The following is a 13,183-nucleotide window of genomic DNA, read 5'->3' as shown; positions in this document are numbered from 1 at the left end:
TTTTACTAAAAGTAATATTTTATTTAAAATAAAAAGCCCTTACAACATTTGTTTGTAAGGGCTTTTTTATAATCAAATTGTAATGCTATTTATCTTCTTTTGATTTTTTTGCCATGTCGTACATAACTGGCGAAGCAATAAATAACGAAGAGTAAGTACCAACAACGATACCAATTAATAATGCAAAAGTAAATCCTCTAATTACTTCACCACCAAAAATAAAGATCATTAATAATACAAATATGGTACTTAACGAAGTATTTACAGTTCTACTTAATGTACTGTTTAATGCATCGTTAATTAATTCGTTTTCTGGACGTTTTTTAAACGCTCCTAAAAACTCTCTAATTCTATCAAATACAACCACGGTATCGTTAATCGAGTAACCAACCACCGTTAAAATTGCAGCAATAAAGGCTTGGTCAATTTCTAATGAGAATGGTAAAATACCGTAGAAAATAGAGAAAATAGCAAGGGTAATAATAACATCATGGAATAATGCTACTAAAGCACCTAAACCAAATTGCCATTTCTTAAATCTAAATACAATGTATAAGAAAATGATAAATAATGAGAATAATATAGACCAGAACGAAGATGTTTTAATATCGTTTGCAATGGTTGGTCCTACTTTTTGAGAACTCATTACCTCATATTTGGTATTTAAAGCACTTAAACCTTCATTTAATTTACCTTCAACAATATCATCAGCATTTTCGTCTTCACTGTCAATTAAATAGGTAGTAGTAATTTTTACCTGGTTATCATCACCATAAGTTTTTGTCTCTGGAGATGTAGCAAATAATTTTTCTAAACTTTTTGAGATATCAACTGTTGAAACAGGAGCATCAAAACGAACAACATATGAGCGACCACCTTTAAAATCGATACCTTGTTGTAAACCTCTTGTTACTAATGAACCAATACCAATAATTACAATTATACCTGAAAGAATATAGAATTTTTTACGGTTTGCGATAAAATCGAAGTTGATGTTTTTGAAAGCACCTTCAGTAAACTTAGTAGAAAATTTAAGTACTTTGTTTTTATCTAATTGAGACTCGAAAATTAAACGAGTAATAAAAATAGCTGTAAACAATGAAGTTGCGATACCAATTACCAGGGTTTTAGCAAATCCTTCAACTGGACCAGTACCAAAGAACCACAATACAAAACCTGTTAATAAGGTAGTAACATTCGAGTCAATAATTGATGAGTAAGCAAATTTATAACCGTCTGATACAGCTAAACGAATACCTTTACCAGCAGAAATTTCTTCTCTAATACGTTCGAAAATAAGTACGTTAGCATCTACCGACATACCAATGGTTAGGATGATACCAGCAATACCAGGTAAAGTAAGAGCAATTAATTGTGGCATTGAAGCCAATATTCCAAAAATAAAGAACATGTTTGCTAATAAAGCAATTACAGAGGCGATACCTGCTTTAGAGTAATAGAATACCATGTATGCCAATACAACTAACAATGCAATAATAAAAGATGACATTCCTTTATTAATAGACTCTTGACCTAAAGTTGGACCAACAACATTCTCTTCAATGATTTTTGCAGGAGCAGGCAATTTACCAGCTTTTAAGATGTTTGCAATTAATTTTGCTTCTTCAATATCAAAGTTACCTGAGATGTTTGATTGACCACCAGCAATTTCACTTTGAACTGTTGGGTAAGAATAAACTAACTCGTCAAGTGCAATGGCAACTGATTTTCCAATGTTATCAGCAGTAATTCTTTTCCATTTGTTAGCACCTTCTCCATTCATGGTCATATCAATTCTTGGAGCGCCACTAAATTGGTCAAACTGTTGAGAAGCGTCAACTATAACATCGCCTTCTAATACAGCTTTACCTTCTCTGTTGTCAACTTTAATAGCAATTAATTGTAAAAATCTACCTTCATCATCGTAAGGTTTTGCTGTCCATAAAAATTTAATTCTTGGAGGAAACAAGCCTTTAACTTCAGGTTTTGCTAAAAATGAATTTACTTTACCAGTATCTTTAATTGCAACATAACCAACAACTGGTCCTTGTCCAGGAAAATATTGTCCTTTTTCGTCTTGGAAAATTGCAGGACGCATAATTGCAAACAAAGGGTGTTCTTTTGCATATTCTTCAAAAGATTGTTCAGCAGCAGCATTTGTTGCAGAGGTGTCTTTTGTTTTGGCTCCTGATTCGATTTTATCTAATAAAGAAGCAGTTTCTTCTTTTGTAGTATCTGCTACAACAGCAGAAGTAGTATCTGTGTTTGCAGCCAAAGTTGAATCGGTTACAGTTGAATCGGTTTTAGAAGTTAATTTGTTTGCTGCACCTAATAATTCATCAGCTTGAGCTAACATTGGATAGATTTCTTGGTTTTCGTAAGTTAACCAAAACTCTAATTTAGCCGTACCTTGTAACAACTGACGAACTCTTTCTTTGTTTTTTACACCTGGTAATTCAACCAAAATACGGTCGGAACCAGTTAATTTTTGAATGTTTGGTTGAGCTGCACCAAATAAACCAATTCTCGTTCTTAATACATTAAAAGAACGATCAATAGCATCATCAGCTTCTTCTTTAATAAAAGCTAAAACTTCTTCGTTTGTAGCATTAGGAGATAACTTCTCTTTATTATCTAAAGTATAGAATACTGAAGATAATTTTCCGTTTGGATTTTTCTTTTGATATTCTTGACCGAATAAGGTTACAAAATCGGCTTGTGTAACTTGTTGCTCTTTTTTAGCATCAATAATAGCTTGATTAAAAGCGTTATCTTTACTAAACGAAGCCAAAGCTTTTACTACTTCATCAATTTGTACCTCCAGGGTAACGTTCATACCACCTTTTAAGTCCAAACCAAGATTTAGCATTTTAGTTCTTAATTCACCATAAGTATAACCAATTACTGGATACACTTCCTCTGATGACATCGAGTCTAAATAAGCAAATTCTAAATCTGAATTTCCGTTTGAGTATTCTTTAGCGTCGCTTTCAACACTATTTGCAACAAATGTTAACGATAATGAATACAATGCTGCAATAGCAAATAATACTGTAAATGTGGTTAATAATCCTTTGTTTTGCATTTTATCTGATATATATTATTTCTTAATTTTATAAGCCTGCAAATATAGAATTTCAAAAGATATTTATCAATATAAAGTATAATTACTTTTATAATTACTGCTAAGCCAATAAATTCAGTATCTTTGGGCTAATATAAAGGGCTTCTAGTATGTTTCATAAAATTATTTGCACCGTTTTTTTAGTGTCATTATTCGTAAATCCTTTAATGGCTCAAGATTATTTTGAACGAAATACTAGTGTTCAAGTTTACGACCAAGTTAACAATCAATACACCCATCCTTGGGTTGGAGGTTTTAATCATGTTCAGGTTTCTGAAATAGACTTGAATTTAGATGGTAAAAATGATTTATTGACATTCGATAGAGCTGGTAATAAAATATCAACATTTATCAATCAAGGAGTAGCATCTACAATAGCTTACACGTTTGCGCCACAATATAAAGACAGTTTGCCTAAACTACACGATTGGGTATTGTTTCGTGATTATAATTTTGATGGTAAGATGGATATTTTTACATACTCAACTGGCGGCGCAGCAGTTTATAAAAATACTTCAACAACATCGTTGAGTTTTCAGTTGGTTACTAATTTGATTTATTCTGATTATTTACCAGATGACCCTACTAACAATCCAATTAATTTATACATCAGTTCAACCGATATTCCTGCTATTGATGATATTGATGGTGATGGTGATTTGGATATTTTAACCTTTAGTATTTTGGGTACTTATGTGGAGTATCATAAAAATTTATCGAAAGAAAAATTTGGAACAGCTGATAGTTTAGTTTTTGAATTATCGAATAAATGTTGGGGCTTCTTTGCCGAAAACTTATCAAACAATAGTGTAACACTTAATGATACGTGTAATTTTAATATTTCTAATCCACAGCGATTAGCATTGATGAACAACTTGCTTGAACAAGAAAGTTATGCAGCAAAAAAACATAGTGGTTCTACATTGTTAACGCTTGATTTAGACAACAATAATTCAAAAGAACTTATTCTTGGCGATGTGTCTTTTAACAATTTAACGGCGCTTTATAATGCTGATATCACACCTAATTTTACAGCTTCTTACATGAGCTTCGAAGACCAAAATTTCCCATCAAATAATTCATCTACCATAGCTGTTGATATGGATATATTCCCTGCGGGTTATTATTTGGATGTAAATAATGATAATGTAAGGGATTTGTTGGTAACGAATAATTGTTACTCTGGTTGTGAAAATACCAAGAGTTTTTGGTTGTATTTAAATAATGGAACTAACAGTCTGCCTGATTTTGTTTTCCAAAAAAACAATTTTTTGCAAGCAGATATGATTGAATTGGGAGAAGGAGCTCATCCTGTTTTTTTTGATTATGATGGTGATGGTTTGCTTGATATGGTAGTTGGAAATTATGGTAAATATGATAAATCTTTGCCGTCACTTTATACATCGTTCTTATCGGTTTATAAAAATATTGGAACTGCTACAAGCCCAGCATTTAAACTAATCGAAGAAGATTTAGCAGGGATTTCGACGTTGAATCTTGATTTAGTATCAAATAAACCTGTACTAGGAATTTATCCAACATTTGGTGATTTAGACAATGATGGTGATAAAGACATGATTATAGGTGATTATTTTGGTAACTTACATTATTTTATAAATACTGCTGGAGCTGGAAATACTGCAAATTTTGTGTTGTCACAACCAAAATATCAATCGATTGATGTAGGGAATTTTGCTACGCCTCAGTTGATTGATTTAAACCGAGATGGTAAATTGGATATGGTAATAGGTAAGGAAAATGGTTATTTTTCATATTATCAAAACTCAGGAACATTAACTGTTCCAAGTTTTACAAAAATAACCGATTCGTTGGGTAGAGTATCTACCTTACATCCTACCTTTTTTAAAGGAAATAGTGTGCCTTGTGTAATTGATGTTGCAGGTTCTTATACCATGTTTGCTGGCTCAGCGAGTGGTAATATTTTTAAATTTGGGAACATTGATGGGAATTTGTCAGGGACTTTTAGCAGGCTAGATACCAACTTCTTAAAAATTAATGAAGGAACAAATTCTTCCATTTTTATATCAAATATCAATAACGATTTGTTTAAGGATATGATTATTGGAAATCAGGCTGGAGGAGTAGCATTTTTTGAAGGAAAACAACCTATTATTTCTGTTGATGAAATTGAAAAAATCACTAACATAAGTATATATCCTAATCCAACAAAAGAGCATGTTTTTATCAATTTAGAAACTAATTCTATTCAAAACGCTTCAATTGATGTTTTTGATTTGTTAGGCAATGCCATTATAAGTCAGCAAGTTAATCAGCAATTGGTTCAAATTAATACCAACAATATTCCTCAAGGAATTTATTTAATAAAATTTACCAATGAAATCGGTAGTATAGTGTTTAAGTTGGTAAAAAATTAATGTAAGATGGATTTTACTTTAAGAAAATGGAGTAAAGAGGATTTGTCGAGTTTAGTAAAACACGCTAACAACTATAACATTGCTAAAAACCTAACTAATTTATTTCCGCACCCCTATACCAAAGCTGACGGTGAAGCATTTATTGAAAAAGTAACAGGAATGAATGCTCCTTTAATTTTAGCAATTGATATTAATGGTGAAGCTGTTGGAGGTATTGGTTTGCATCCTCAATCCGATATTCATATAAAAAATGCAGAGTTGGGTTACTGGTTAGCTGAATCATATTGGGGTAAAGGAATTGTTACCAAAGCAATTGAACAAATTGCTATAAAGGGCTTTAATGAACTTGATATCAATAGAATTTTTGCTCGACCTTTTGGAACCAATATTGGTTCTCAACGTGTTTTAGAAAAAGCGGGTTTTAAGTTAGAAGGTAAGTTCGAAAAAACCATTTTTAAAAATGGAGAATATGTCGACGAACTTATTTATGCTGTTAGAAGAAAATAAGGTTACTTAACAATTTCAGTAATAATTATATAAGTACCCATTCTGCTTTGAGCATAAGCAGGGTCGTCGTTACAATGATCCCACATGCCGTCTTTAATTTCCATTTTAACTTTTATTCCCGAATTTATGTATGGTTTCAAATCTTCTAAAGTAACCTTGCTTTCACAAATTTTTATGAAATAATCTTGAATAGAACATTGTAGATAAAGTTCTTTGTATTCAGTTACTTTTCCGCCTTTGTTTACAAATTCTTTTTCGATTAAAACACATGAAGTGTATGGTGATTTTGGGTCTTTTAATCTAGGTTGCTCTATAGGTTTTTCAACCACTTTACAAGAAGTAAATAGTAGGATAGATAAAAATACAACTAGATTTTTCATAAATAACACTTAAGGTTTAAAAATACCCGATGTTTTAATCTGTCTTTTTCCCTTTTCGTTTTCTACATAACTGAATGTTGCTATCCAAACATCAATTTCAATTTTCCAGGTGTTATCGTCTTGTAATTTGCCTTTTATAAAACCTTTAAATGGTTTTTCTCCTGTAAAGTCTTTCAAGCCTCCAGAATAACTATAGTTCATTTTAACAGCGCTTAATCCTTCGTTTCTGAATTCAAATGAATCTTTCACATTTTGTATAACCATGGATAAACTTGTTTCGCTTTCGCTACAACCAATATTTTTATCTCCGAAACTTTTGATGTCTTGACGGAAAACAATAAAATTTTCGTTTTGACTATACGTGTTTTCTATAATAGGTTCTTTGTTTACTTCAGGAGGAGACTGGCTGATTGCTGTTTCTGTATCAATAAGTTCTTCTTCGTTTGCTGTATGCTCAATGTACTTACATGAACCATCTTTATAAATTCGTAATTCATAATGCCCTTTAGCAGTACCTCCAATATTTGGAATTTGATATGTTTTTACATCCAACCATTTTGGACCAGGATGATCCATTCCACCTATAATTTCAATTTCTTGATTTACTTTTTTAGAGATACTTTTAGAGCCATCTTTATAGTTTATGATGTATCCAATAAAAAAACCTTCTTCGCTATTGATAAGCACCTCCCAACTACCATCTGGACTAACATTTTCGGCGTAAACTATGGTGTCTTCTTCTGTGGTATTAACAGTTGTAGCACTTTTTTCTTTTAAAACATTATTTTTCGCATCAAAAAATTCAGTACTAGGCTCGTTGTTACAAGCTAGTATTGTTAGTAAGGTGCAAAAAAGTAGTAGTTGTTTCATTTGAATTTCGAACCAAAGTTAGTGCCATTTTATCAATACGTAAATTAATTTATTTAGTTTTTTCGTATTTGTTAATATTATTAGGATGGATGACTGATTGTGTTTGTTAATTCAATTCCAAGTTGTGTTATAAATGTAGGGCTAAATTAGCACACAAATAAAAATTTCACTAAGTGGTGATTCACCAAGTAGTGAAAAAAAATATTTTTATTATCGACAGATTATTTTTTAAGGGGTTAATTCGTAGCTTTGCTTCCACTTATGAAAACACAAGATTGTAATATGACTAAAAGATGCTATATGGGAATAGCTTCGGGTAATCTATTATAATTTTATAAAACATAAATTATACCTTATTACCCAGCAAATGCTGGGTTTTTTATTTTACAATGGTTTTAAAACTGATTAATTCATATCAAAACTCGTTCAAAGGCTTGTCGGTACAAGTTTGGTGGCTGTCGTTAATTACTTTAATTAATCGTGCGGGTACTATGGTTATACCGTTTATGTCGTTGTACTTAACCGAAAACTTAAAGTTTACCTTGAGTCATGTTGGTTGGGTAATGACTGCTTTTGGTTTGGGTTCGGTTTGTGGCGCATGGCTAGGAGGGAAGCTCTCCAACAAATTTGGCTTTTATAAGGTAATGTTTTGGAGTTTGTTTCTGTCGGGCTTTATGTTTGTTGGACTGCAATACATTACTTCATTTGAGGGGATTTGTGCCGCAATATTCTTTTTGATGTTGGTTGCAGATACCTTTCGTCCAGCTTTATTTGTTGCTGTAGCAGCATACGCAAAACCTGAAAATCGTACCAGAGCAGTTACTTTAATTCGTTTGGCAATAAACTTAGGTTTTTCAATGGGACCAGCCGTTGGTGGTTTTATCATTTTTGGAATGGGTTACAACGGTTTGTTTTGGATAGATGGTATTACTTGTATTTTGGCAGGATTGCTTTTTGTGTATGTATTGAGCGAGCGTAATGCAGCTAACAAGATAAAGGAAGAAGAAGTTGGCGTAAAAGGTTCTCCATATAAGGATAAAGCTTATTTGGTTTTTTTAGGAGCGTTGTTGCTCATTGGGTTTACTTTTTTACAGTATTTTTCAACCATACCTTTGTATTACAACGATGTGCATCACTTGAGTGAGAAAGAAATAGGATGGCTAATGTCGTTAAACGGAATTTTAATTTTTGTGTTTGAAATGCCTTTGGTGAGCTTTTTTGAAAACGAACGATTTTCGCGTTACCGAATATTGGCAGGAAGTACCATGTTGTTTTCGTTAAGTTTCTTTGTATTAAACATGACTGGATGGGTGGGGATTTTATCGGTAGGGATGATATTGATGTCTTACGGAGAAATGTTGAATTTCCCATTTTTAAACTCGTTTGCAATGGGTAGAGCTGCAAAGTTTAACAACCAGGGCGATTATATGGCATTGTTTACCATGAGTTTTTCTATTGCACATATTTTTGCACACAATACTGGTATGCAACTCATTGCTCATTTTGGGTATGAGTTTACTTGGTACATTATGGGAGCAATGCTGCTGGTTTCGTTATTGTTTTTGGTTTGGTTAAGAAATATTATCAGAAAAGAGGAGGCTTAGTTTTTACGGTGTCTGTTTATGGATTGTTCGGCTTCCTCTTCTTTTTCTTTTTTCCACGATTCACAAACAACTTCTAAGTCGCAGAGGCTACCATTACGACTTAAATCGTAAGCCGCTTCTTTAGCTTGTTCTTCTAGTCGGGTATTATCGCCTCCACAACCTTCAAAAGTGTTGAGTACTTCACCAGTGCTTTTATTAATAACTTGACATTTTTTACATTGATTAGGCAATACTGCCCCATTAAACATATTAGCACATGATGCTAATAGTAATCCAAGTAAAATGATGATAAGGTATTTCATAGAAATGATATTTTAGTCGTTTATTTTTTAATTAAGGTATATTGATAAAAGTCTGATGTTGCGTCGTATGAAATATAAGGGATAAGTTTTTGCTTATATTTTTTATTCTTAGAATTTTGCTTGTATAATCTAACTTCACATGGAAATAAATACCCAAACAAATTTGTGCCACTATTATGTGTGTTTAAGATTACTTTTTTAGAATAATAACCTTTAACGCTATATACAATTTCGTACGTGTAATTGTACCTAAAGTGAAATACTGTAAACTGATGTATGGGTTTATTAATATACGATACTCTTTTTTCTTTAACAGTTATCGTTATTACATATTCTTCAAGGTTTTTAACTTGTGCATAAACGGTATCTTCACCATTAATCTCATCTACAAGCATTAATTCGGTTTGTAACATTACTTCATCGCCTTCATAACCAAGTGTATCAAAGGTACTTATGTCGTTAGTGTCCCAAACAAAGCGAACAGAAGAGTTGTCTTGCGAAAATGCTATTGTTCTATAAATCATTATAGCGAAAATGACAAGGTATTTTTTCATTGCACGGAAATTATAGAATAAATGTAACTAAAAATAGAAAATGAGGATTACAATTTAGTAAAGAAACTATTATAAGGTTGCTTTTTTTATTTAACTTTAAATTGATGAAAATTAAAAACAATTAATTTTTATACCAACGTTTGTGTTCTCACAAACGAGTAACACGTAGAGACGGATGATTATCCGTCTTTTTTCAAACAATATTTTAGACGGACAATCGTCCGTCTCTACTTTTGTTCCGTTTCAGTACCGTGATTTCGTGCTTGATATGGAATCTGTTTTTGTTATGGGTAAATCACGAGTTACGTTTTACTAAACTCGCGATAGCGGAGGGATAAATCTTTTTTAGGATTGTAGATATTAAAATTAGAAGATCTCTCCACAAGGTCGAGATGACAAAAAAAGCAAGTTTTGTGGTATTTCAATAATCTACATCTAAAGATTGCGGATAAAATTTCGTTCCTTCATTTTTCCGCAATGATGATTTTATTAATTAACTTTAAATCGATGATAATTAAATTTGATATTCAATGAGTTGGGGAGGAAGTGTAGCAGCAATGATTGCTACAATAAAAAACAATAGGGCTATTCTAGGTAATAGAAGAGCGTACTTTAAGGCTAAAGCTAAATTGACTATGGCTTCTGAGAAGTTGAAAATTAACTTCCATCAAGCAACCAAAGAAGAGTTACGAGCAGTGAGAGAAAAGGTAAGAAAGCAAAACTTGATAGATAGACTGAAGGCGTTAATTATTCTATTTATTATAAGTCCCTTTATTGTTTTTTGTTGCTATAAGTTTTGGCCAGTAATTGAAGCTGAATTACCTGTAAATGAAGGGAAACTACTTATGAAATATTATGAAAATATTAAAGAAGGTGATCGTTATTTAAAAAACATGCAATTTGATAATGCAATAATAATGTACGAGAGGGCAGATGAAATATTATCAAAAACTGAAGTTGGTAATTATAGATTTGCTTTAGCATATACTTATCAGTGCATATACCAAAATAAAGGTTGTAAGGACATTGATTGGTACATTCATAGTATTAGTAAAACTAAACATGATAAATTATATAAAGCTCTTCTTAATTCGAATAAATTGAATACTACCAAAGACACGATTTTGACTAGTCAGAGTGAAAATTACGAGAGTGTTTTTGACCAATTTTTTGAAAAAAAAATGAAGAAATAGTATATATAATAACACTAATTCTTTTGATGAAATTTAAAAATAATTGCCAGCAACGGCTTGTTGCTACATATTCCTCCTATACTGTCCACCAACCATAAATAAGGCGTTGGTAATTTGCCCTAAGCTACCCCAAGCCACCGCGAGTTTTTAACTCGTGGTAAATATTATAATAACAAATAAAAACCTTTATTTCATTTATATCTAAAAACACACCTCTGATGTTGTATTCTTGCTGCAAATTGCAGCTTCGAACAACATCTTTCTCCTCTCAAGAGGAGAAAAGAGTAGTATTGAATTGGCTTGTGTGTTGGAAGTCCCCCTCCTTCGGAGGGGTTAGGGGAGGCTCCTACATGTTTCTTCTATACTGTCCGCCCACCATAAACAAGGCATTGGTAATTTGCCCCAAACTACAATATTTGCTGGCTTCCATTAAGTGCTCAAAAATGTTTTTGTTGTTAATGGCAGCTTGTTGTACTTTCTCCAGCTCTTCAGCAACTTTGTTGGCGTTGCCTTTGTGCAATTCACTCAACATGCTTATCTGGTATTGTTTTTCCTCTTCGGTAGCACGTATTACCTCTTTTGGTAAAACTGTTGGTGAGCCTTTGCTGCTCAAAAAGGTATTTACTCCAATAATAGGGAACTCGCCGTTGTGTTTTAAGGTTTCGTAATACAAGCTTTCTTCTTGTATTTTGCTACGTTGGTACATGGTTTCCATGGCACCTAATACACCACCACGTTCGTTAATACGGTCAAATTCGGTAAGTACAGCTTCTTCTACCAAGTCGGTTAGTTCTTCAATTATAAACGAGCCTTGTAAAGGGTTTTCGTTCTTCGCCAACCCTAACTCACGGTTTATAATTAATTGTATCGCCATGGCACGTCTAACACTTTCTTCTGTAGGTGTGGTAATGGCTTCGTCGTAAGCATTGGTGTGTAGTGAGTTACAGTTGTCGTAAATCGCATACAAAGCTTGTAGGGTTGTTCTAATGTCGTTAAAATCAATTTCCTGGGCATGTAAACTACGTCCGCTGGTTTGTATGTGGTATTTTAACATTTGCGAACGAGCATCGGCACCGTATTTTTTTGCCATCGCTTTTGCCCAAATTCTTCTGGCAACACGTCCAATAACTGCATATTCAGGATCAATACCGTTGCTAAAGAAAAACGAAAGGTTTGGTCCAAAGGCGTTGATGTCCATACCTCGGCTTAAGTAGTACTCTACATAAGTGAAACCGTTGGCTAAAGTTAATGCCAATTGGGTAATTGGGTTGGCACCTGCCTCAGCAATGTGGTAACCCGAAATAGAAACCGAGTAAAAATTACGTACGCTTTTGGCAATAAAGTATTCTTGAACATCGCCCATTAAACGTAAGGCAAATTCGGTAGAAAATATACACGTATTTTGTGCTTGGTCTTCTTTTAAAATATCGGCTTGTACAGTTCCTCTAACAATAGCAAGTGTTTCTGCTTTAATTTTGTTGTACACATCGGCAGGCAACACTTGGTCGCCAGTAACTCCCAACAACATTAAACCTAAACCGTTGTTACCCTCAGGCAATCCGCCTTGGTACGATGGTCGTTTAACGCCTTTGGTCTTGTATATGGCTTCTATTTTAGCTTCAATTTCTTTTTCTAAGCCATGTTCTTTGATGTATTTCTCACAATTTTGATCGATGGCAGCATTCATAAAAAAGGCCAACAACATTGGTGCTGGTCCGTTTATGGTCATGCTTACCGAAGTCATGTGGTGCGATAAATCAAAACCCGAATAGAGTTTTTTTAAATCGTCTAAACAACAAATGGAAACACCAGCATTACCAATTTTGCCGTAAATGTCTGGTCGTAAATCGGGGTCGTTACCGTAAAGTGTTACCGAATCAAAAGCAGTTGAAAGTCGTTTGGCAGGCATACCAATACTTACATAGTGGAAACGTTTATTGGTTCGTTCAGGACCACCTTCACCAGCAAACATACGGGTTGGGTCTTCGCCTTCACGTTTAAACGGAAACAAACCTGCAGTATAAGGAAATTCGCCAGGAACATTTTCTTGTAAACTCCAACGTAACACATCGCCCCAACCTTTGTACTTTGGTAAAGCCACTTTGGGTATTTGTAAATGCGATAAACTTTCTGAATGCGTTTCAATGCTTAGTTCCTTATCACGTACTTTAAATTTGTAAACGGGGCTTTTGTATTTTTCAACTTTAGTGCTCCAGTTCTCAATAATTAACCAGTTTTTTGGGTCGAGGTTTA

Annotated in this window: 10 protein-coding genes; 4 read left to right on the top strand and 6 right to left on the bottom strand. The window is 33.3% G+C overall.

Annotated features, from left to right (window positions below; all coding sequences use genetic code 11):
• Positions 1–85: 85 nt before the first annotated feature.
• Positions 86–3,085, bottom strand: a complete 3,000-nt coding sequence (gene secDF / locus H6589_12865; GenBank protein MCB9175496.1) for a protein translocase subunit SecDF — start codon at positions 3,083–3,085, stop codon at positions 86–88.
• Between the two features lie 182 nt (positions 3,086–3,267).
• Between secDF and H6589_12860 the strand changes: the two genes are divergently transcribed.
• Positions 3,268–5,520 carry a T9SS type A sorting domain-containing protein gene (locus H6589_12860; protein MCB9175495.1) on the top strand — a complete coding sequence of 751 codons (2,253 nt, stop codon included), beginning with the start codon at positions 3,268–3,270 and terminating at the stop codon, positions 5,518–5,520.
• Positions 5,521–5,526: 6 nt separating this feature from the next.
• The gene (locus H6589_12855; GenBank protein MCB9175494.1) at positions 5,527–6,027 is read left to right on the top strand and encodes a GNAT family N-acetyltransferase; all 501 of its coding nucleotides are present in this window, start codon (positions 5,527–5,529) and stop codon (positions 6,025–6,027) included.
• A 2-nt stretch (positions 6,028–6,029) separates the two neighbouring features.
• On the opposite strand, the gene H6589_12850 is transcribed toward H6589_12855, so the two are convergent.
• Both H6589_12850 and H6589_12845 read right to left on the bottom strand, forming a co-directional pair.
• Entirely contained in the window at positions 6,030–6,407 is a 378-nt protein-coding gene (locus tag H6589_12850; protein MCB9175493.1) for a hypothetical protein, read from the bottom strand.
• Between the two features lie 9 nt (positions 6,408–6,416).
• Positions 6,417–7,277: a hypothetical protein gene (locus H6589_12845; GenBank protein MCB9175492.1), complete on the bottom strand. Its 861-nt coding sequence runs from the start codon at positions 7,275–7,277 to the stop codon at positions 6,417–6,419.
• Positions 7,278–7,666: 389 nt separating this feature from the next.
• On the opposite strand from H6589_12845, the gene H6589_12840 reads away from it, so the two are divergent.
• The gene (locus H6589_12840) at positions 7,667–8,881 is read left to right on the top strand and encodes an MFS transporter (GenBank protein ID MCB9175491.1); all 1,215 of its coding nucleotides are present in this window, start codon (positions 7,667–7,669) and stop codon (positions 8,879–8,881) included.
• Here the strand turns inward: H6589_12840 and H6589_12835 are convergent.
• Positions 8,878–9,183, bottom strand: coding sequence for a hypothetical protein (locus H6589_12835; protein ID MCB9175490.1), 306 nt, complete (start codon positions 9,181–9,183; stop codon positions 8,878–8,880). The genes H6589_12840 and H6589_12835 overlap by 4 nt on opposite strands.
• Positions 9,184–9,203: 20 nt before the next feature.
• Complete coding sequence (locus tag H6589_12830; GenBank protein MCB9175489.1) at positions 9,204–9,737, bottom strand: hypothetical protein; 534 nt, start codon at positions 9,735–9,737, stop codon at positions 9,204–9,206.
• Between the two features lie 530 nt (positions 9,738–10,267).
• Here H6589_12830 and H6589_12825 point away from each other — a divergent pair.
• The gene (locus H6589_12825) at positions 10,268–10,930 is read left to right on the top strand and encodes a hypothetical protein (protein ID MCB9175488.1); all 663 of its coding nucleotides are present in this window, start codon (positions 10,268–10,270) and stop codon (positions 10,928–10,930) included.
• Positions 10,931–11,276: 346 nt separating this feature from the next.
• Here H6589_12825 and H6589_12820 read toward each other — a convergent pair.
• On the bottom strand, positions 11,277–13,183 hold a 1,907-nt coding region (locus tag H6589_12820), incomplete at its 5' end, for a methylmalonyl-CoA mutase (protein ID MCB9175487.1).

The organism is Flavobacteriales bacterium (genome assembly GCA_020635795.1).
In the GTDB taxonomy this organism is placed as follows: Bacteria; Bacteroidota; Bacteroidia; order Flavobacteriales_E; family Vicingaceae; genus Vicingus.
This window is presented reverse-complemented; position numbering and strand designations above follow the sequence as displayed.

Coding starts and splice junctions, on each gene's coding strand:
- H6589_12840 (MCB9175491.1), top strand. CDS start 7,667: ATGGTTTTAAAACTGATTAATTCATATCAAAACTCGTTCAAAGGCTTG.
- secDF (MCB9175496.1), bottom strand. CDS start 3,085: ATGCAAAACAAAGGATTATTAACCACATTTACAGTATTATTTGCTATT.
- H6589_12845 (MCB9175492.1), bottom strand. CDS start 7,277: ATGAAACAACTACTACTTTTTTGCACCTTACTAACAATACTAGCTTGT.
- H6589_12830 (MCB9175489.1), bottom strand. CDS start 9,737: ATGAAAAAATACCTTGTCATTTTCGCTATAATGATTTATAGAACAATA.
- H6589_12850 (MCB9175493.1), bottom strand. CDS start 6,407: ATGAAAAATCTAGTTGTATTTTTATCTATCCTACTATTTACTTCTTGT.
- H6589_12825 (MCB9175488.1), top strand. CDS start 10,268: ATGAGTTGGGGAGGAAGTGTAGCAGCAATGATTGCTACAATAAAAAAC.
- H6589_12835 (MCB9175490.1), bottom strand. CDS start 9,183: ATGAAATACCTTATCATCATTTTACTTGGATTACTATTAGCATCATGT.
- H6589_12855 (MCB9175494.1), top strand. CDS start 5,527: ATGGATTTTACTTTAAGAAAATGGAGTAAAGAGGATTTGTCGAGTTTA.